The 20,367-nt window shown below is 64.9% G+C and carries 18 protein-coding genes; 11 read left to right on the forward strand and 7 right to left on the reverse strand.

Annotated features, from left to right (window positions below):
- Positions 1-62: 62 nt before the first annotated feature.
- The 3 genes from ACNJYB_RS28130 (at position 63) to ACNJYB_RS28140 (ending at position 5,069) form a co-directional block, all read left to right on the forward strand.
- Positions 63-2,906 carry an ATP-binding protein gene (locus tag ACNJYB_RS28130; protein WP_439369781.1) on the forward strand — a complete coding sequence of 948 codons (2,844 nt, stop codon included), beginning with the start codon at positions 63-65 and terminating at the stop codon, positions 2,904-2,906.
- A 117-nt stretch (positions 2,907-3,023) separates the two neighbouring features.
- Positions 3,024-3,731 carry a hypothetical protein gene (locus ACNJYB_RS28135; protein WP_439369782.1) on the forward strand — a complete coding sequence of 236 codons (708 nt, stop codon included), beginning with the start codon at positions 3,024-3,026 and terminating at the stop codon, positions 3,729-3,731.
- 351 nt (positions 3,732-4,082) lie between these two features.
- Positions 4,083-5,069 carry a helix-turn-helix domain-containing protein gene (locus ACNJYB_RS28140; RefSeq protein ID WP_439369783.1) on the forward strand — a complete coding sequence of 329 codons (987 nt, stop codon included), beginning with the start codon at positions 4,083-4,085 and terminating at the stop codon, positions 5,067-5,069.
- 146 nt (positions 5,070-5,215) lie between these two features.
- Here the strand turns inward: ACNJYB_RS28140 and ACNJYB_RS28145 are convergent, their stop codons facing one another.
- Both ACNJYB_RS28145 and ACNJYB_RS28150 read right to left on the reverse strand, forming a co-directional pair.
- Positions 5,216-5,716 carry a Dps family protein gene (locus ACNJYB_RS28145; RefSeq protein WP_439369784.1) on the reverse strand — a complete coding sequence of 167 codons (501 nt, stop codon included), beginning with the start codon at positions 5,714-5,716 and terminating at the stop codon, positions 5,216-5,218.
- 212 nt (positions 5,717-5,928) lie between these two features.
- Positions 5,929-8,250 carry a molybdopterin guanine dinucleotide-containing S/N-oxide reductase gene (locus ACNJYB_RS28150; protein WP_439369785.1) on the reverse strand — a complete coding sequence of 774 codons (2,322 nt, stop codon included), beginning with the start codon at positions 8,248-8,250 and terminating at the stop codon, positions 5,929-5,931.
- A 317-nt stretch (positions 8,251-8,567) separates the two neighbouring features.
- Between ACNJYB_RS28150 and ACNJYB_RS28155 the strand changes: the two genes are divergently transcribed.
- A complete protein-coding gene (locus ACNJYB_RS28155; protein ID WP_439369786.1) occupies positions 8,568-8,918 on the forward strand; it encodes a RidA family protein in 351 nt (116 codons plus the stop codon).
- 7 nt (positions 8,919-8,925) lie between these two features.
- On the opposite strand, the gene ACNJYB_RS28160 is transcribed toward ACNJYB_RS28155, so the two are convergent.
- Both ACNJYB_RS28160 and ACNJYB_RS28165 read right to left on the reverse strand, forming a co-directional pair.
- Positions 8,926-10,407 (reverse strand): aldehyde dehydrogenase family protein, encoded by a 1,482-nt coding sequence (locus ACNJYB_RS28160; protein ID WP_439369787.1) that lies wholly within the window; start codon positions 10,405-10,407, stop codon positions 8,926-8,928.
- A 173-nt stretch (positions 10,408-10,580) separates the two neighbouring features.
- Positions 10,581-11,081 (reverse strand): Lrp/AsnC family transcriptional regulator, encoded by a 501-nt coding sequence (locus ACNJYB_RS28165; protein ID WP_439369788.1) that lies wholly within the window; start codon positions 11,079-11,081, stop codon positions 10,581-10,583.
- Positions 11,082-11,206: 125 nt separating this feature from the next.
- Here ACNJYB_RS28165 and ACNJYB_RS28170 point away from each other — a divergent pair, with 125 nt between their 5' ends.
- The 5 genes from ACNJYB_RS28170 to lpdA are packed head-to-tail and all read left to right on the forward strand — an operon-like array spanning position 11,207 to position 16,470.
- A complete protein-coding gene (locus ACNJYB_RS28170) occupies positions 11,207-11,527 on the forward strand; it encodes a hypothetical protein (RefSeq protein ID WP_439369789.1) in 321 nt (106 codons plus the stop codon).
- Positions 11,524-12,756, forward strand: a complete 1,233-nt coding sequence (locus ACNJYB_RS28175; protein ID WP_439369790.1) for a 3-methyl-2-oxobutanoate dehydrogenase (2-methylpropanoyl-transferring) subunit alpha — start codon at positions 11,524-11,526, stop codon at positions 12,754-12,756. The genes ACNJYB_RS28170 and ACNJYB_RS28175 overlap by 4 nt, the downstream gene beginning before the upstream one ends.
- A gap of 3 nt (positions 12,757-12,759) precedes the next feature.
- On the forward strand, positions 12,760-13,776 hold the full coding sequence (locus ACNJYB_RS28180) for an alpha-ketoacid dehydrogenase subunit beta (protein ID WP_439369791.1): 1,017 nt from the start codon (positions 12,760-12,762) through the stop codon (positions 13,774-13,776).
- Positions 13,776-15,059 (forward strand): dihydrolipoamide acetyltransferase family protein, encoded by a 1,284-nt coding sequence (locus ACNJYB_RS28185; protein WP_439369792.1) that lies wholly within the window; start codon positions 13,776-13,778, stop codon positions 15,057-15,059. The genes ACNJYB_RS28180 and ACNJYB_RS28185 overlap by 1 nt, the downstream gene beginning before the upstream one ends.
- A 13-nt stretch (positions 15,060-15,072) precedes the next feature.
- On the forward strand, positions 15,073-16,470 hold the full coding sequence (lpdA, locus tag ACNJYB_RS28190; protein ID WP_439369793.1) for a dihydrolipoyl dehydrogenase: 1,398 nt from the start codon (positions 15,073-15,075) through the stop codon (positions 16,468-16,470).
- A gap of 36 nt (positions 16,471-16,506) precedes the next feature.
- Here lpdA and ACNJYB_RS28195 read toward each other — a convergent pair whose 3' ends face one another.
- The gene (locus ACNJYB_RS28195; RefSeq protein WP_439375665.1) at positions 16,507-17,283 is read right to left on the reverse strand and encodes a LamB/YcsF family protein; all 777 of its coding nucleotides are present in this window, start codon (positions 17,281-17,283) and stop codon (positions 16,507-16,509) included.
- A gap of 48 nt (positions 17,284-17,331) precedes the next feature.
- Between ACNJYB_RS28195 and ACNJYB_RS28200 the strand changes: the two genes are divergently transcribed.
- The gene (locus tag ACNJYB_RS28200) at positions 17,332-17,604 is read left to right on the forward strand and encodes a hypothetical protein (protein ID WP_439369795.1); all 273 of its coding nucleotides are present in this window, start codon (positions 17,332-17,334) and stop codon (positions 17,602-17,604) included.
- A gap of 27 nt (positions 17,605-17,631) precedes the next feature.
- Here ACNJYB_RS28200 and ACNJYB_RS28205 read toward each other — a convergent pair whose 3' ends face one another.
- Positions 17,632-18,708: a flavodoxin family protein gene (locus ACNJYB_RS28205; RefSeq protein WP_439369797.1), complete on the reverse strand. Its 1,077-nt coding sequence runs from the start codon at positions 18,706-18,708 to the stop codon at positions 17,632-17,634.
- A gap of 146 nt (positions 18,709-18,854) precedes the next feature.
- On the opposite strand from ACNJYB_RS28205, the gene ACNJYB_RS28210 reads away from it, so the two are divergent.
- On the forward strand, positions 18,855-19,577 hold the full coding sequence (locus tag ACNJYB_RS28210) for a DUF72 domain-containing protein (protein WP_439369798.1): 723 nt from the start codon (positions 18,855-18,857) through the stop codon (positions 19,575-19,577).
- 21 nt (positions 19,578-19,598) lie between these two features.
- Here the strand turns inward: ACNJYB_RS28210 and ACNJYB_RS28215 are convergent, their stop codons facing one another.
- Positions 19,599-20,207, reverse strand: coding sequence for a cysteine hydrolase family protein (locus ACNJYB_RS28215; protein ID WP_439369799.1), 609 nt, complete (start codon positions 20,205-20,207; stop codon positions 19,599-19,601).
- Between the last annotated feature and the right edge of the window lie 160 nt (positions 20,208-20,367).

Consider the following 20,367-nt stretch of genomic DNA (forward strand, 5'->3'; position numbering starts at 1 on the left):
TCGCGATGTCGTTCTGCTAGACCAAAGTTGCAGACAGCATCCCTTCATTGGACCATTGGCTCGTGTCGGACACTAACGACCAGGATTCGGCAATCTTCTTCGGACCATTCCGGCTGTTTGCAAAATCGCGGCTTCTGGAGAAGGACGGCGCCCCGCTTCATCTCGGCGGTCGCGCGCTCGACATTCTGATTTTTCTCGCCGAGCGCGCCGGCGAGGTCGTGGACAAGCGGGAGTTGATCAAGCGCGTGTGGTCCGACGTGAACGTCGACGAGGGCAGCCTGCGCTTCCACATCACGACGCTGCGCAAGGCGCTGGGAGACGCCGGAGAAGGCTCGCGCTACGTCGTCAACGTGCCCGGCCGCGGCTATTGCTTCACCGCCCCGCTGCTCCGTCCTGCTGTAGCGGAGAGCCGAACCGGCACGCCTGTCACTTCGCCGCACGCGCTGCCCTCGCCGCTTGCGCGGATGATCGGACGGGACGACGCGGTCGAGAAGATTTGCGCCGAGCTCGCCCTGCATCGCTTCGTCACCATCGTTGGCCCCGGCGGGATCGGCAAGACCTCGGTCGCAGTCGCCGTCGCGCATCGCGAGCGCGAGACGTTCGAAGGCCAGGTGTGCTTCGTCGATTTCGGCGCGCTGACGGATGCGCGGCTCATTCCCGGAACGATCGCGGCCACCCTCGGCTTGACGGTCAATTCCGACAACCCGACGCCGGGCTTGCTGAGCTTCCTGCGCAGCCGCCGCACGCTGCTGGTGTTCGACAGCTGCGAGCACATCCTCGACGACCTCGCGCCCCTGGCCGAGCGCCTCGTCCAGGAGGCGAGCGAGCTGCACGTTCTCGCCACCAGCCGGGAATCCTTTCGCAGCGAAGGCGAGCGCGTGCATCGGCTGTTTCCGCTGGATTGCCCGCCCGAGCGCGACGGGCTCGGCATTGCCGACATCCTTGCTTATCCAGCAAGCCAGCTCTTCGTGGAACGCATTACCGAAAGCCTCGGCGATTTCGAGCTCAGCGAGCAGGACGCGCCGCTCGTCGCGGAAATCTGCCGGCGGCTGGACGGCATTGCGCTCGCGATCGAGCTCGCGGCCGGACGCGTCAACGCCTACGGCATCGCCGGGACCGCCTCGCAACTCGACAGCCGCTTCTCGCTGCTGTGGCGGGGACGCCGCACCGCCATTCCACGGCACCAGACCCTGAGCGCCGCGCTCGCCTGGAGCTACGATTTGCTCCCCGCAGCCGAGAGCGCGACGCTGCGCGGATTCTCGGTGTTCGTCGGGCCGTTCACGCTGGAGGCCGCGCTGGCGGTCGCATCCAGCCAGGGCATCGGCGAATCCGAGGCGGTCGAGGCGATCTCGAACCTCCTGTCCAAATCCCTGATCGCAACCTCCCCTGCCGAGCGGCGGCTGCGCTATCGTCTGCTCGATACCACCCGCACCTTCGCCGGCGACAAGCTCGTCGAGAACGGGGAAGCGGACCGCGTCGCGCGTGCACATGCCGAATATTTCCGCGATTTGCTGCGCGACATCGCACTCAAATCCTCCGGGCTGCAGAGCGCGGGCGGCTTCCTGCCCTATGCTGACCATTTGCCCAATGTCCGGGCCGCGCTAACCTGGAGCTTTTCGGACAGCGGCGACCGGACGCTCGGCGTGGAGCTGGCAGCCTCGGCCGCGCAGTTCTTCCTCGAGCTGACCTTGCTGACGGAGTGTCTTCGCTGGACGCAGCAGGCGCTGGCCGCTTCCGATACGGGCACATTGGACCGCCGCCAGGAGATGACGCTGCAAGCCGCGCTCGGCGTCTCCGTGATGTTCACGCAAGGCAACACGGAGGAAGTCCGAGCCGCGTTCACGCGCAGCCTTCAACTCGCCCGCGAGCTCGAGGATTTGCACTGGCAGCTCTGGCTGCTACGCGGCCTGCATATCTACCTGACCAGGGTCGGAGATTTCCACGGCGCGCTCGGGACCGGCGTCGATGGCGAGAGTGTTGCGCGCAAGCTGAACGATCCAGCTGCCGCACTGAACGTGGAATGGATGCTCGGCGTCGCACATCATCTGATCGGCAATCAGGACAAGGCGGTGCGGTTCTGCGAGAGCGCGATGTTGCACAATCCCGGCTCGCAGCGGCTGAATATCGGACATCTCGGCTATGACGACCGCATCGTCGCACTGGTGGCGCTGGCGAGGGGGCTCTGGCTCATCGGCCGGCCCGATCGCGCCATCGAGGCGGCCAGATACACGGTGCGCGAGGCCGAGCTGCTCGAACAGCCGCTGACGCTCGGCATTTCCCTGATCTGGACCATCTACGTCTTTCTCTGGGTCGGCGACTGGGCCAATGCCGAAATCCTGATCGAACGGCTGATCGATCATTCGGCGCGGCACTTCCTCGGCCCCTATCACGCGGTCGGGATCGGCCAGAAGGGCGAACTGATGCTGCGCCGCGGCGACCTTGCCGCCGGCATCGAACATCTTCGCCGCAGCCAGGCCACCCTCTATGCGACGCGGCACCGGATCATGACGACGGTGTTTGCGACGGCGCTCGCCGAGGGTCTCGCGGCGCACGACCAGACCGGCGAGGCCTTGCGCACGATCAACGAGGCCATCGCCCAGATTCCCGATCATGGCGAATCCTTCGACATGCCGGAAATGCTCAGGGTCAAGGGCGACATCCTGGCCCGCTCGGGCAACCCAGCCGAGGCCGAAACCTGCTTGCGCAAAGCGATCGATCTGTCACGCCGGCAATGCGCTCTCGGCTGGGAGCTTCGCGGAGCGATCAGCCTCAGCCGCATCTGGCACCGGGCCGGAAAAGCCCGCGACGCTCGCGACCTGCTCGCCCCGCTTGTGGCGCGCTACCAGGAGGGCCTCGCGACTCGTGATCTGGTGACCGCAACGGGACTGCTGGGCGCGCTGAATTGACAGCGTGTTCAACGGGATACCGCCCAAATCCCTGCTCGCAACTCCTAACAACTTCTAACACGCCAAGCCGCAAGCGCCCCGCCATGGTGGTGGCACTCACTGCGGATATTGCGGGACATGGCTCTTCTGGACGACGTGATCGATGCCAGCGGCGGTTTGGCCCGCTGGAACAGCTTGAACCGGTTCACGCTCCATTTGTCCGTCGGCGGAACGCTGTTCGCAAGCGCCGGACATGCCAGGGAATTCAAGGATGTGATTGCGGAAGGCTCGACCCGGACGCAATCCGTTCGTTTCACCGGCATCACCGGCGGGGAATATTCGGCCTCCTTTCAACCGAATGCGATCACGATCGAAAGCCCCGATGGCGAGGTGCTGCGGACCTGGCGCAATCCGAGCCTGGCGTTCCCCGGGACCGGCTCTGCTGCACTCGCGGACGAGCTTCACCTCGTGTTCTTCTGCGGCGTCGCGATCTGGAATTATCTGACTAATCCGTTCCTGCTCGCCCACCCCGGTGTCGTGCTGGAGGAACTGCCGCCGTGGCACGAGAACACCGAAACCTGGCGGCGGCTGCGCGCGCAATTTCCCCCGAGCCTGATCACGCTCGCGCCCGATCAGATCTTCTATTTCGACGCGAACGCGCTGCAACGACGGACGGATCACGATCTGTTCGGAACGAAGGTCGCGCACTACTCCTGGGCCCATGACAGTTTCGGCGGCATCGTGGTGCCGACGCTGCGGCGCGCGCAGGCGCTGCAGCCTGACGGAACCGTGATCGCCAGGCCCGTGCTGATGGATGTGGAGATTTTCGATGCCGTATTCGAGTAGCAGCGGTGAGGCGCCAACGAGCGCGCAGGCCTCGGCAGGCGATCTGCGATCGAGCCGTCGCTCCATCAGCTATCACAGCGTTGACCATGCGCGCGCAACGCGATCGAACTCTCCCGCGCCACGCCGGCTGAAGCAAGCAGTTGAAAAGCTTGACGAAGTCGGATCAACTGCGACGAGCTGCCGCATCCTGTGCACTCGCACAAAATCTAACACATCCTAATCACCCCTAACGGGCTTCTTGTCGGGCCCACGCCTATCCTCCGACCATGGAAAGCCTTCTCGAAAGCCTGGTGACCGGGCTTGAGAGTTTGCCGGTCGCCCCCAGCGACCGCGATGCGGAGAGAATGAGCGATGTTTACCGACTTGCAGGCGGCACATGCCTGGACTGATCTTCAGGCTGGCCCCCGGGACCATCAGGTGCATCAGGCGGCACAGCCGATTCCCAGAGAAAGCGGATGGCGCAGGCTCGAGCGCGGTACGAATGCGGCGATCGAGGACATCGCGATTTCGCGATGGGAGGATGTGAGAGACAGCTCGTCGCACGAGGCAACGACGCCTGAGGATCGGTATTTCGTCGGCATTGCACTGAAGACCACGCGAGCGAAATTGACGCGCGACCGCCAGATCATTTTCGACGGCGTCATGCCCGCAGGCACGCTGTATGTCAGCGCGCCGTCGAAGCCGCTCCGTGCACAATTCCAGGCGCCCTGCGCCTTCCTGCACTTCCACCTCCCGGCTGACCAATTTCCGGCGCAATCGCCCGCGACCGACGGGCTTGGCGACCTCGTTCTGCTACGCGATCCGCTCGCCGCCGAGCTCGCCAAGGCGCTGATCGAGCATGGCGATGCCGCAGACCGTCAATTCGCGCGCTGTGTCGGCCAGACCCTTGCGATGCATCTCACGCGGCTCGAGCCGCCACGCGCGCGGGTCAATGCGCTGCCGAAATGGCGGCTGCGACGAGTCGAGCGGCATATCGCCGATCATTTCGACCGCAGCATCAGCCTGTCCGAGCTCGCCAGCGTCGCCGGCCTGTCCAGGATGCACTTTGCGGCGCAATTCCGCGCCGCGACCGGCTATCGCCCGCGCGAATATCTGCTCAATCACCGGATCGAGCACGCCAAGACGCTGCTGGCGACGACCGGGCGGCCACTGGCCGAGATCGCGCTTGCCGTCGGCTTCTCCACGCAGGCGCATTTTTCGACCGTCTTCAAGCGGATCAGCGGCCAGTCCCCGGCACGTTGGCGCCTCACCAGCAAAAGCGCTCGGCGTGAGATCGAGGCGATGCCGCGGCACCGGCCCGCTACGGACGGAGGCTGGATCGCCAGCGCGGCTGCGTAGCCCGTCGTTCCCTGCCTTTGGCGCAGGCGCCCTGCCGCTTGCGCCGGCTCGCACCCTCTTCCTCCCGGGTCTGTGAGCCAGTTGGGGCCGTCCCTGCTCCCACACGGGACGGCCCCTTTTTTCTTGTTTTTTCTCGGCGTCGGGAATCACCCATGCGCGCCGGTGCGGCCCGACTCGTACAGGAACCAGACCCGCCGCTCTGCCTCGTCGATCCAGTTCTCGATCAGGCTTGCCGTTGCGACATCGCCATATTCGTCGCAGAGCTCGTGGACGCGCCGCATCTCGCGCGTGAGCTGCTGGTTGTCGCTGCGCAACTCCGCCAGCATGTCCAGGGGATCGACATAGTCCGCATCGTTGTCGAGGATGCGCTGCTCGCGCGCGATCTGTCCGATCGAGCGCAGCGTCGTGCCGCCGATCTTGCGGGCGCGTTCCGCGATGTCGTCGGTCATCGCAAAGATCTGGTCGGCCTGCTCGTCCAGCAGCAGGTGATAGTCGCGAAAATGGCTGCCCGACATGTGCCAGTGAAAGTTCTTGGTCTTCAGATAGAGCGCGAAGACGTCGGCGAGCAAGGCGCGTAGCGCGGCGGGAATGTCGCGGCTCGCGTTGGCGCCGAGATCGGTCGGGCCTTGAAGGTCTGCTTTGGTCATGTTCGTTGATCCATCGGTGAGGAGACGAACCCTTAGCAGCGCCGCGGGTGTGGTTCTTCCGTCATCCGCGCGACGATTTCGAATTCGCACGGAGGACGGAAGTGGGACCGATGCTATTTCCACACCGTCATTGCGAGCGCAGCGAAGCAACCGCGGAGGGATTCTGGATTGCTTCGCTGCGCTCGCAATGGCGGAGGATGACGAGCCAATCCCTACACCGGATCGAACGCCCGGATCGGCGGCAGGTTGCCGGTGAACCTCTCGACCTCGACCGTCGTCAGCTGCCCGGTGCAGCCCTGCGCGAAGGACGAGGTACCGATGTCGCGCGTCAACACGTTGGGATTGCCATGGACGCAGAGCGGCGCGTCGTCTTCGGGGTCCATCGGGTCGTACCAGGCGCCGGTCGGCAGTTGCACGACCCCGGCTGCAATGCCGTCGGTGACGTGGACGGCGGCAAGGCACGAGCCGCGCTCGTTGAACAGGCGGATGATGTCGCCGTCCTTGATGCCGCGCGGGTCGGCATCAACCGGGTTCATGCGCGCGACCTCGCGGCCGCGATGCTTTGCGGCGAGCGAATGTCCACCGAAATCGAGCTGGCTGTGCAGGCGCGTCGCCGGCTGGTTGGCCACCAGGAAGCACGGTGTGCCGGGCTTGGGCGTGTCGGTCTTCTCCAGCCAGACCGGATGGCCGGGACAATCGGCATCGCCATGGGCGGCAATCTTGGTGGAGAAGATTTCGATGCAGCCGCTCGGCGTCGGTAGCGCATGATTGAGGGGATCCTCGCGGAAACGGCGCAGCCGGCCGCCGTCGTCCGGCTGCTGCGGCACGACCAGGCTGCCGCGGCGCCAGAACTCGTCGAACTCAGGCGCCTCCAAACCACGCTTGGCGAGCGAGGCGCGGGTCGGCTCGTAGAGATGTTCCAGCCACTGCCGAGATGTGCGGCCCTCGGTGAAGGGTTCGCGCGCACCGAGGCGCTCGGCGAGATCGGCGAAGATGTCGTAATCGTCGCGCGCAAGGCCGAACGGCTCGGCGATCTGGTGCATCGCGACCATGAGAGGATCGTTGGTGGAATAGCCGATATCCTCGCGCTCCAGCGTCATCGTCGCGGGCAGCACGATATCGGCGTGGCGGGCGGTGGCGGTCCAGGCGAGCTCGTGCACGACGAAGGTGTCTGCTTTCGCAAACGCCTTGCGCAGACGGTTGATGTCCTGGTGGTGGTGGAAGGGATTGCCGCCGGCCCAATAGACGAGGCGGATGTCCGGATAGGTGCGGGTCTCGCCGTTGTAGCGATAGGTCGTGCCGGGGTTGAGCAGCATGTCGGCGATGCGCGCCACCGGAATGAAATCGGCGACACCGTTACGTCCCTGCCCGAGCGTCGGCCCCGGCACGTCGTTGACGCGGCGGCCGTAATAGCCGATCGCCCCGAGCGAATAGGCGTAGCCGCCGCCGGGAAGACCGATCTGGCCGAGCGCTGCCGCCAGCACCATGCCCATCCACACCGGCTGCTCGCCATGCTCGGCGCGCTGGAGCGAGTGTGAGACGGTGATCAGCGCGCGCTTTCCGGCGAGGCGGCGCGCCAAGTTGCGGATCGTGCTCGCATCGACGCCCGAGATCGCGGCGGCCCATTCGGCGTGCTTCGCCTGCCCGTCGCTCTCGCCGGTGAGATAGCGCAGGAAGACGGCCCAGCCCTCGGTGTAGCGATCGAGGAAGGCCTGGTCGTGGAGGATCTCGCTGACCAGCGTATGGACGATGCCGAGCATCAAGGCGGTGTCGGTGCCGGGCACACAACTCATCCATTCGGCACCGGCCTCTACGGGCAGATCGTCGCGCAGCGGGCTGACCAGGATGAACTCGCAGCCGCGCCGGCGCGCCGCCGCCATCGCGCCGCGCTCGACATGCTTGCTGATCGAGCCGCCGGCCACCATGGAGTTCTTCAGCGCCATGCCGCCGAAGGCCAGCACGACGTCGGTCTCGGTCGCGATCTGCTCCCAGGTGACGTTGCGCTTGGTGATGTCCTCGTAGCCGCAGAGGATCTGCGGCAGCAGCACCGAGGACGCGCCGGAAGAATAAGTGTTCACCGAACGCACATAACCGCCCATGGCGATGTTGAGGAAGCGATGCACCTGGCTCTGGGCGTGATGGAAGCGGCCTGCGCTCGACCAGCCATAGGAGCCGCCGAACACGGCGCCGGGCCCGCGCGTGTCGCGGATGCGGCCGAGCTCGTCGCCGAGAAGATCGAGCGCCTTCTCCCAGCTCACCGACACGAATTCGTCGCGGCCGCGGCGATCATCCGGGCCGGGGCCACGCTCGAGCCAGCCGCGGCGGATCGCCGGCTGCGCGATGCGCGCCTGATGGCGGAGCGCGCCGGGGAAATTGTCGATGATGCGGTTCGGATCGGGGTCGCCCGCATAGGCCCTGACCTCGAGCCCGGTCGCGCCGTTGCGCACCGAGAATACACCCCAATGGGAGGTGTGCGGCTTGAAGCCGTCCGAGAGGTCGAGGCCGGGGTCGGGGTGGCCAATCGTATCGTCCATCATCTGATCCTGGTTCCGAGGCATGGCACGGTTCAGCCGCCCCGAGTCAATTCCGGTGGCAGTATACCGATCCACCCGCCGATGTCGTCGGGCTCAGGGTCGGCGGAAATGCTGGGCTCTCGTGCGCAACGACATGTGGTGAACATTCGGCGAGCGATCGACGACGATTCCACCGGAAATTTATTCTTTTGTTTTCAGTGCCTTATCTGAGCGCCTTCGGTCGAACCATTTGCAAGCACGCGAAATCTCCAGCAGCGACACCGACATGGAAATGTGCGATACGCCGCCCATCCCCTCAAGCAAACATCGGCCTCATCATGATCCAGCGCGTCTTGCCCTATGAAGGACTCCTCCACGAAGTGGTCGAGCACAACGGTGTGCTCTACATCGGTGGAATCGTCCCCGAGGACACCAGCCTCGACATGTCGGGCCAGGCCAACGACGTCCTCGGACAGCTGGCAGGCCTGTTGAAGACGCTCGGATCCGACCTCGCCAACGTCCTTCAGGTGACCATCTACATGACCAACCTGAAGGAGAAGGCCGAGTTCAATGCGGCCTGGAAGGCGCATTTCGCAGAAGCGGATCTGCCGGCGCGCGCGGCAATCGGCGTGGCCGATCTCGGTCCGGGCGTGAAGCTCGAGATGACCGCCATCGCTGCCCGAGGATAGCGGCGCATCAGTCCAGCTTGATCCACACACCCTTCGTTTGCAGGTATTCGTCGAGCTGCTCGGTGCCGCCCTCGCGGCCATAACCGCTCATCTTGTAACCGCCGAACGGCATGGCGGGATCGATTGCGTGATAGGTGTTCACCCATACCGACCCTGCACGGAGGCTGCGCGAGATCACGTGCGCCTTGCTCACGTCGCGCGTGAACACACCTGCCGCGAGCCCGTACGGCGTCGCATTGGCTCGTTCCACGGCCTCGTCGAGAGTGTCGAACGGCAAGGCGGAAATCACCGGGCCGAAGATCTCCTCCCGTGCGATCTGCATGTCGTCGGAGACACCGGCGAACACGGTTGGCTCGACGAAGTTGCCCCTGGCGAGACTGCCCTCCTTCGCTCGACGGCCGCCGGCCACCACCTTCGCGCCCTCCTCGCGCCCGCTTTGCAGGAAGCCCTCGACCTTGTCGAGCTGTCGCTGGGAAACGAGAGGCCCGATCTCCGTCGCCGGATCCGCGCCATCGCCGATCTTCAGCGCCGAGGCGAACTTGCCGAGGCGCTCGACCAGTTCATCATGGATCTTGCGCTCCACGAACAGGCGTGAGCCGGCGATACAGATCTGGCCCGAATTGGCGAACGCAGCCATCGCTGCGATCGGCACGGCCTTGTCGAGGTCGGCATCGGCGCAGACGATGACCGGCGACTTGCCGCCAAGCTCGAGAGACACCCGCTTGAGGTTGCCGGCCGACGCGCGGATGATCGCCTGGCCGGTCGCAGTGGACCCGGTGAAGACGATCTTGTCGACGCCGAGATGTTCGGCCAGCGGCGCACCGGCCTCGGATCCGGTTCCAGTTACCACGTTGACGACGCCGGGCGGCACGCCGGCCTCGTTCATCAGGTCCGCGATCAGCAGAGGTGTCAGCGGCGCCTCTTCCGACGGCTTCAGCACGATCGTGCAGCCGGTCGCGAGCGCAGGTCCGATCTTCCAGACCGATGCTGCCGTCGGCGCATTCCAAGGAATGATAGCGCCAACCACGCCGATGGGCTCCTTCCGCGTGAATGAGACGATATCGCCCGGAAGCGAATTGTCCACCGTCTGACCGTGGAGCGCGGTCGCCATGCCGGCGTAGTAGCGCAGCATGCCGATCACGCGGAGCTTGTTCGCCCGCGTCCGGACGATCGGCATTCCCATGTCGGCGGTATCGGACTGGCTGATCTCCTCCCAGTGCTTCTCGAACAGGTCGGCGATACGCAGCAGCAGCGCCTGCCGCTCGAACGGCTTGAAACGGCTCCACGGTCCCACGAAGGCGCGACGGGCCGCGGCGACCGCGTCGTTGATGTCGGCCGCCTCACTGCGCGGGACTCGACCGATGACTTCGCCGGTCGCTGGATTGCGCGTCTCGAAGACCTTGCCCGAACGTGCCTCCACCCAGGCGCCATCGACGAACATCTTTCGGGTTCGGCCGTCGATCGGAAATCGGATCTCAGCTTTCGTCATCGCAGTACTCCTGTCTCGACGGAGGCGAGGACGGACACCCCGCCGCCGTTTGATTTCGCGCTTTCATAGCGGTTATTCTTCGCCTCGGGCAGGGTCCGCAACGACGGCGAGGACTGCATTCTGACGATCCTCGGGCTTTCGCTTGAACGCGGGAGAAGGCGTCGATCCGAATGTCAGGGCTGGACGGCCTTGGAAGGATCGATCGAGATCTGGCGCTTCAGCGTGCGCAGGCCGAACGTCGTTCGCGACTGCCGGATGCCCGGTATCCTGTACAACGCCTGTCGCAGGAAGCGCTCGTAGTGATCGGTGTCCTGCACGACGACCTTGATGAGATAATCGTATTCGCCGGTCACCAGATAGGCTTCCATCACCTCCGGAATTCGCGACAGTGCGGTGCCGAAGCGCTCGAGCACCTTCTCGTCATGCTTGTCCAGGGTGATCTCCACGAAGGCGATGTTGTTGTAGCCAAGATTGGCGTGATTGAGCACCGCGACGTATTTCTCGATCGCGCCATTTTCCTCGAGGCGCTTCACCCTGGTCCAGCACGGCGAACTCGAGAGCCCGACCTGCTCCGCAAGAGCGCTCGTCGTCAGGCGGCCATTCTCGCTCAGAGCCGAGAGAATGCGGCGATCCAGCTGATCGAGCTCCTCGACGGGGCCCCGCCTGGCAGGCATCAGATAATCCTTCTGTATCTCGGCTGTCTTGCGGGAAAATATCCCGAAACTTTGACCAGTCCGTCGAATTTTTAGGAAATCTTCGTGAATGAAGAGATTATCATTGTGCCGCGAGAGAACGTGACATGCAACCTCAACAGCGCCGCTGCGTCAGCGTGAGGGCCACGACGTCCGACCCCTTTGACGGTATCGTTCGGCTTGTCCTCGACGCAGGCCGGTTCGGCTTTGGCCTCGATCAGGTCTCGATGACCACGCAGGCGGACGGGAACCGAACGATACGGATGGTTCTTGAAGTCCAGCCGTCGGCCGACTGCGCCGACCTCACGGAACGGTTGTCACGGCATGCCGCGATCACCGGCCTTCACGTCGTGGAGCTCGCGCGCGAGGACGCCGGTCGGCCAGACGCCGTCTCTCCAGAACCGGCAAACGAGCGGATGCTCCCATGACCAGCCCCACGCCGCTTCGCTTTCACGTTCCGGAGCCTGCAAGCCGTCCCGGGGGCAAGCCGGATTTCTCCGGCGTCTCGATTCCGAAGGCAGGTTCGGTCCGGCGCCCGCCGGTCGACGTGCCGTCCGAGGAGATTCGCGATCTCGCCTACTCGATCATCCGCGTGCTCAATCACGAGGGCCGGGCGATCGGGCCGTGGGTGCCGGACCTCTCCCAGGACGAGCTCGTCGCCGGCCTGCGCCACATGATGACGCTGCGCACGTTCGACGCGCGCATGCAGATGGCGCAACGGCAGGGCAAGACATCCTTCTACATGCAGCACACCGGCGAGGAAGCCGTGAGTTGCGCCTTCCGCATCGCGCTCGGCCCCGAGGACATGAACTTCCCGACCTACCGCCAGGCCGGCCTGCTGATCGCGCATGACTATCCGCTCGTCGACATGATGTGCCAGATCTATTCCAATGAGCACGATCCGCTAAAGGGCCGGCAATTGCCCGTGATGTACTCTTCGAAAAAGCACGGCTTCTTTTCGATTTCGGGCAACCTCGCCACGCAGTTCGTCCAGGCGGTCGGCTGGGCCATGGCATCGGCGATCAAGCGCGACAACCGCATTGCCGCCGCCTGGATCGGCGACGGCTCGACGGCTGAGTCGGATTTTCATGCGGCGCTTGTGTTCGCCTCGACCTACAAGGCGCCGGTCGTCCTCAACGTGGTCAACAACCAGTGGGCCATCTCGACCTTCCAGGGCATCGCGCGTGGTGGCTCGGGCACCTTCGCGGCGCGCGGCCTCGGCTTCGGCATCCCCGCGCTCAGAGTCGACGGCAACGACTATCTCGCGACCTATGCCGTCGCAAAATGGGCAATCGAGCGGGCGCGGCTCAACCTCGGGCCGACGCTGATCGAATACGTCACCTACCGCGCCGGCGCGCATTCAACCTCGGATGATCCTTCCGCCTACCGGCCGAAGCACGAATCCGAGGAGTGGCCGCTGGGTGATCCCGTGATCCGGCTCAAGCAGCATCTCATCGCATCCGGGGCCTGGTCGGAGGAACGCCACAAGCAGACAGAAGCCGAGATTCTTGCCACCGTCATCGCCGCTCAGAAGGAAGCCGAGGCCTTCGGCACCCTGCATTCCGGCGGCAAGCCCTCGGCCCGTGACATCTTCGAGGACGTCTATGCCGAACTGCCGCCGCACCTGCGGCGCCAGCGCCAGCAGATCGGGGTCTGAGCCATGCCGCGCATGACGATGATCGAGGCAATCCGCTCGGCGCTCGACGTCTCGATGGCTCGCAACGACGACGTCGTGGTCTATGGCGAGGACGTCGGTTTTTTCGGCGGCGTGTTCCGCTGTACGCAGGGCCTGCAGCAGAAATACGGCGTCTCGCGCTGCTTCGACGCGCCGATCAGCGAATGCGGCATCGTCGGCACCGCGATCGGCATGGCCGCCTACGGGCTGCGCCCCTGCGTCGAGATTCAGTTCGCCGACTACATGTATCCGGCCTACGACCAGATCGTCTCGGAGGCAGCTCGCCTGCGCTATCGTTCGGCCGGCGACTTCACCTGCCCGCTGGTCATCCGCATGCCGACCGGCGGTGGCATTTTCGGCGGGCAAACCCACAGCCAGAGCCCCGAGGCGCTGTTCACGCATGTCGCGGGACTGAAGACCGTGGTGCCGTCCAATCCCCATGATGCGAAGGGCCTCCTGATCGCGGCCATCGAGGATCCGGACCCGGTCATCTTTCTGGAGCCGAAGAGGCTCTACAACGGCCCGTTCGACGGTCATCACGATCGCCCGGTCACCGCATGGGCCAGGCATGAGCTCTCCGACGTGCCGGAGGGACACTACACCACGCCCCTTGGCAAGGCCGTGACGCGACGCGCCGGCGAGGCCGTCACCGTCCTTGCCTACGGCACCATGGTTCACGTTGCCCTCGCGGCCGCCGAGGAGACGGGCGTCGACGCCGAGGTGATCGACCTGCGCACCCTGCTTCCGCTCGATCTCGAGACGATCGTGGCTTCCGTCGCCAGGACTGGCCGCTGCATCGTGCTGCACGAAGCCACCCTGACCTCCGGCTTCGGCGCGGAACTGACGGCGCTGGTGCAGGAGCACTGTTTCTATCATCTCGAAGCGCCGGTGATGCGCGTCACGGGCTGGGACACCCCCTACCCGCATGCGCAGGAATGGGACTATTTCCCCGGCCCTGCGAGGCTCGGGCAGGCGCTGCGCGAGATCGTGGAGGCACGCTGATGGGCGAGCGCAGCGTCAAGCTTCCGGATATCGGCGAAGGCATTGCCGAAGCAGAGCTGGTCGAATGGCACGTCAAGGTGGGCGATCTCGTCCGCGAGGACGATTTGCTTGCCACCGTCATGACCGACAAGGCTTCGGTGGAAATTCCCTCGCCGCTCGCGGGCGAGGTCAGCTGGGTCGGCGCCCAGATCGGTGAAGCGGTCGCGATCGGCTCGACGCTGGTGAGGCTCAAGGTCGCCGGCGATGACGCCGCGGAGCCGGCAGACGAGGCACCAAAGAAAGATGCCGCGACGCCATTGGTCGCGACGAAGGCCGAATCCCCGGTTGCCAAGCCGGCGCCCCCCGCCCGCGCTCACTCCGCGGCGATTGAGACCCGGCCGGCGATCACATCCGCGGTCCGCCGCGCGCCGGGCGAGAAGCCGCTGGCCTCGCCTGCGATACGCCTGAAGGCGCGCGAAGCCGGTATCGACCTGCGTCAGGTCCACGGCACGGGTCCCGCCGGGCGCATCACCCACGAGGACATCGACGCCTTTTTGGCGCGTGGACCGGCACCGCTCCATGGTCGCGGCATGAGCCCAAAGACCGCCGTCACCGACGTCAAGGTGGTAGGCTTGCGCCGCCGCATTGCCGAGAAGATGGCGCTGTCGAAATCGCGCATCCCGCACATCACCATCATCGAGGAAGTGAACGTCTCGCCGCTGGAGGATTTTCGCGCGTCGCTGAACAGGAAACCCACGCCGGAGCATCCCAAGCTGACGCTACTGCCGTTCCTGATGCGCGCCATGGCCAAGGCGCTTGCCGAGCAGCCCGCGCTCAACGCGCTCTATGACGACGAGGCCGGTATCGTGCATCAGCATGCCGGCATCCATATCGGCATCGCGACGCAGACTCCGCTGGGTCTCGTCGTACCCGTGGTGAAGCATGTGGAAGCGCGCGACCTGCGGGACTGCAGCATCGAGTTGAACCGTCTCGCGCAACGCGCCCGCGAGGGCACCGCGACGCGCGAGGAACTGACCGGCTCGACCATCACCATCACCTCGCTCGGCGCGCTCGGCGGCCTTGCGACCACGCCGGTGATCAACCATCCCGAGGTCGCCATCGTCGGCGTCAACAAGATCGCGGTGCGCCCGGTCTGGGACGGCACGCAGTTCATGCCCTGCAAGATGATGAACCTCTCCTCCAGCTTCGATCACCGCGTCATCGACGGATGGGACGCCGCCGTCTTCGTGCAGAGGCTCAAGGAGCTGCTGGAGAATCCGGCGACGATCTTCGTCGACCCCTGAGGCGGAAGAAGCAATGGCCGAGATCACCTGTCAGCTCGTCGTAATCGGTGGCGGCCCCGGCGGCTATGTGTGCGCGATCCGCGCCGGCCAGCTCGGCCTCGACACCGTCCTCGTCGAACGCGGCAAGCTGGGCGGAAGCTGCCTCAACGTCGGCTGCATTCCCTCGAAGGCGATGATTCACGTTGCCGAGGAATTCGAGAAGTTGACCGAGGCCGCGAGCGGCAAGACGCCGTTCGGCCTGACGGCGGCAGCGCCCGCGCTGGACTTCAAGCAGGCGATCGCCTGGAAGGACGGTATCGTCCAACGGCTGAACAACGGCGTCGCCGCGCTGCTCCGCAAGGCCAAGGTCAAGATCGTGCAGGGCCATGCTCGCTTTCGCGACGGCAAGACGGTCGTTGTCGAGACCGAGACCGGCCCGAAGACGATCAAGGCCGAGACGGTCGTGATCGCGACCGGCTCGGCGTCCGTGGAGTTGCCGTCCCTGCCGTTCGGCGGCAAGGTCATCTCCTCGACCGGTGCGCTGTCGCTCGCAGAGGTGCCAAAATCCCTTGTTGTCGTCGGCGGCGGTTATATCGGGCTCGAGCTTGGGACCGCTTTCGCCAAGCTGGGAAGCAGGGTGTCCTTGGTGGAGGCGCAGGACAACATCCTGCCGCTCTACGATGCGGAATTGACCGCTCCGATCACGAGACGCCTCGCCGCACTCGGCGTCGAGGTGCTGACCGACGCCAGGGCGCTCGGCCTGACCGCCCAGGGCGACGGATTGCGCATCGAGACGGCCGATGGGCGCGAGCGCAGCCTGGCGGCTGACAAGATTCTCGTCACGGTCGGCCGGGCGCCGGTCACTGCCGCATTAGGGCTGGAGCAACTCGTCCTCGACATGGACGGTCGCTTCATCCGCATCGGCCAGCACTGCGAAACCTCGATGCGCGGCATCTACGCGATCGGCGATGTCACGGGAGAGCCGATGCTGGCCCATCGCGCCATGGCGCAAGGTGAGATGGTGGCGGAAATCGCCGCCGGCATGCCGCGCGCGTGGGACAAGCAGTGCATCCCGGCGATCTGCTTCACCGATCCCGAGATCGTCGCGGCGGGCCTGTCACCGGAAGAGGCTCGCCAGGCCGGCATCGACATCAATCTTGGGCAGTTTCCCTTTGCTGCCAACGGCCGCGCGATGACACGCCATGGCGAGCCCGGCTTTGTGCGCGTGGTTGCCAGGGCCGACAATCAACGCATCCTCGGCATCCAGGCCGTCGGACAGGGCGTCTCGGAGCTCTCTGCCGCGTTTGGCATGGCGATCGAGATGGGCGCGGTCTTGCAGGACATCGCCGGCACGATCCACGCGCATCCCACGCTGGGCGAAGCGATCCAGGAAGCGGCCTTCAAGGCACTCGGCCACGCGATCCACGTCTAGGCCTGTCCCAGCGGGCGGAGGCCAGACCGAGGGCGCTCAGGCGCCGATGACCTCAGCCATTGGCGCCAGCGTCACTCCCGCTGCGGCAAGGCGCGCCTTCAGGCGCTGTGCCATCGCGACCGCGCCAGGCGTATCGCCGTGGACACAGACGCTGTCGATGCGGGTCGGCAACTGCGCTCCCGACAGGCACGTGATCGCGCTGTCCTCGACCATACGAATGACCCGTTCGGACGCGACCTCGGCATCGTGAATGACCGACCCGGCCAGACGGCGCGATACCAGATTGCCGTTGTCGGCATAGGCGCGATCCGCATAAATCTCGCGCACCAGCGGCAGGCCGAATTTCTCGCCGGCCCGTTCCGTCTCCTGGCCAGGCATCACCACGAAGATCAGGTTCCTGTCGATGGTGCGGATCGCACGCGCCACGGCTTCGGCGAGGTCACGATCCTCCGCCGCGATGTTGCCGAGCGCACCGTGGGTCTTGACGTGGCGAACGGTGTGACCGGCATCGGAGGCCAGCGCCATCAGCGCGCCCACCTGGTAGAGCACGATCTTCTCGATGTCGGCGGGCCGCTCGCCCTGGATGGGCCTGCGGCCAAACCCCCAGAGATCGAGAAAGCCGGGATGCGCACCGGCCTGCACGCCATTGGCCTTCGCCTCGCTCAAGGTGCGATGCATGACGAGCGGATCGCCGGCATGAAAGCCGCAGGCGATGTTGGCAGAGGTGACGGTCCGCAGCATCTCGGCGTCATCGCCGAGCGTGTAGACGCCGAAACCTTCGCCCATGTCGCAGTTCATGTCGATCAGAGTCATCATCGTCCTCATTTGGCGTGCAGGTTTGATATACCCGTGATACGCGGTGTGCGTCACGACAAATTCGGCGTGCCGCTTGCATGGGCGGAAGACGGTTTTCGAGGAACATGCCTGCCGCGACTGGCTGAGCTCCGCCCCGGCGAACGCGTCCGCTTTCAGGCGACCGGGGAAGACGTCGCCGTGCAGCTCGCCCGCGAGATGCGCGAACGGATCAGGCGCATCGACGCGTCCCTGGTCGAGGTCAAGCGTACCGCCGCGCCCACGAGCGACCATTCGCCGGCCCGCAATCTCATCGACGGCGTGATTTCCGCGCTCGATTGAACAGAGCTCGCAGCGAACGCGCTCGCGTCACTTCGGGTTAGGCTCTTCCAATCCTGCGCCCGGTTCATCCAGGCGCCCGCCCCTCGCAAGCCGAACCGCATTTCCCAGCGCACGTGCCGCGTTCAGCACCTCCTTCTGAAACTCCTGGTCTTCGTCCAGCTCCTGATGCGACGTGGCATATGTCTCCATATAACCGACGTAGCCGTCGAGCTCGCCGAAGCGGCCCGCCGAGATCAGGTGCATGTCCGTCAGCCAGTCGGACAGGGTCCTGCGCACACCCTCGGCGCCGACGCTGTCGCCGTGGACCACGAGGCCAAAATGGCGACCGGCGAGATGACGCGGATAGGGCCAGCCTTTCAGCTCGATCGCCTTGGCCTCATCCGCCTTCTTGCCGTGCGTCGAGGTCGGATCGGGATTTCCCCCGTCGGCGCATACGAGGCGGTCCATCATCGCCTTGAGCCCGGCCGGGACATGGTACCAGTTCACGGGCGTCAAGATCAGGATGCCGTGGGCAGCGACCCAGAGCGGATAGATCTCGTTCATCCAGTCGCTGGTCTGGCCCAGCGAGTAGTTCGGATAGCAGCTGCAAGGCCAATGGCAGAGCGGCATGGCGGTGGACACGCACGCTTTGCAGGGATGGATGTTCTTGCCGAACTCCGAGGTCAGGCGGGAGAGATCGAGGATATCCACGGCAAAGCCCATCTCGATGAAGACGGGCTCGGCCATCTTGACCATGCGCCAGGTCTTGGACATCTCTCCAGGACAGGTGTGCTCGCTCCGCGCTGACCCGTTGATGATGAGGACGCGGGGAGGCTCAGCGGCGTCATCATGCCGCCGCTGGGCCTCGAGGACCGCAGACCGGGCATTCAGCCAGTCAACTGCGAGATCGTAGTCGGGATCGGAGAAGCCCGCCCCTGCCTTTCGGGTGACCGGCGCTTTGCGCGAATGACTATAGGCATCCCAGGCCGCGCCGATCACAGCATCCAGCTCATGCTGCAGGGGCGCAAAAGCGGGATCAACAAACTGGTCCCTGTAGCGGCGCTCGAACTCCTCGCGCGACAGTTTGACGGTCGGCATCCCCTTGCGAATATCCGGATCCGTCATGCTGTATCCTCTGGACATCGGTGCAATCCGTTCAACCGGAGAGTGCTGCGCGCGGTTCCAAAGATGTCAGGCCGAAGCCAAGAGCGTTTCGTGAAAGCAACATATAGGGCCGCCAGGCGTTTCCCGACGAGGGAGAGTGGCGACAGATGGCTCGCGTACTTGTTGGAACTTCGGGTTGGCACTACGCCTCGTGGCGAGGTCCATTCTTCCCAAGCGATTTACCCCTGAAACAGCAACTCGGCTATTACGCCAATCAATTCGAGACGACCGAGCTCAATGGCGTCTTCTATCGCACGCCAACGCCGGAAGCCGTCAAGACGTGGCGGTCGCAGGTGAACGGGGATTTCGTATTCGCGTGGAAAGCCTCCAAGTTCATCACGCACTGGAAACGCTTGTCCGACAACTCCACGAACAGCCTTGAGCTGCTGGAGGATCGCATTTCCTTGCTCGGTCCGGCGGCGGGGCCGATCCTGTTTCAGCTTCCGCCCCAGTTTGAAGCAAACGCCGACCGCCTTGCCTCTTTCTTCAAGCTGCTCTCCCGAAAGCGCCGCTACAGCTTCGAGTTTCGTCATCCGAGCTGGTATCAGCCTCGTATCCTGCGAATGCTGGCCGACGAGAACATCTCGCTATGCCTGTCGGACCATCACGACGCACCCGCGCCATGGCGACGGACAGCGGATTTCGTCTACGTGCGGGGCCACGGCCCGAGCGGACGCTATTACGGCCATTACCGGCGGCCCGTGCTTGCGGAGTGGGCCAAGCGCATCAAGTCCTGGAAGCGCCAGGGCTGCGACGTCTATGTCTATTTTGACAACGACCAGAAAAGCGCGGCACCAAGCGATGCCCTGAAGCTTCGGTCGCTGCTATAGGCCGCGCTCAGGACCGCACTGCTATTCACGCCAGAATTCCGCGAGCTCCTCCGCGGTCACCAGGTCGACCTGGCCATGGAAACGCGTGCGATACATCGTCATGAGCGCGTCATGGCCGACGTCGGATGAGCTGCACAGAGCGTCCTGCACGATGACGACCCTGAAGCCGAGATCGACCGCACTCAGGACCGTCGACAGGACGCAAACATCGGTTTCGGCGCCGGTGATGACCACCGTCCCGATTCCTTTTTCAATCAACGAGGTCGCCAGCGCTGGATTGCTGAACGCCGAATAGGCCGGCTTGTCGATGACGCGAGCCGGCGGAACGTGGCGTGCCAGTGCCGGCACGAGGTCGAGCGCCGATGCCGGAAGATGGTTGCGGGTGGCCTGCTCCCAACGCCGGAAATAGCTGCGCCATTGCCCGGGACGTTCCTCCGGGTGTTGTGGCGTGACGAAGCGTGAAAACACGGTTCGGGCCTCGTAGCGCGACACGATCGTGACGATCGTTGGCAGGACCCGCTCCATCCACGGAGTCTCCCAAAGTCCGCCGGGAGCAAAGATGTTCTGCATGTCGATGCAGAGATGAACGGCGCCGCGAATCTCCGCGACCTCCGACTTGCTGTCCCTCATTATCTTCCACCGTCCGCCTGGATGACCCGTACTCACAAGCCCGACCGATCCGCGTGCAAGCGCCGGCGCCAGAGGGCGCGAGCGGCGTCGCGGAGTTATTTGCGGCCACTGCAGGCCTGCCCAAGAAACCTGAAACAAGAACGCTGGTTCCAAGGCGGAT

It is taken from the genome of Bradyrhizobium sp. SMVTL-02 (assembly GCF_051853005.1).
In the GTDB taxonomy this organism is placed as follows: Bacteria; Pseudomonadota; Alphaproteobacteria; order Rhizobiales; family Xanthobacteraceae; genus Bradyrhizobium.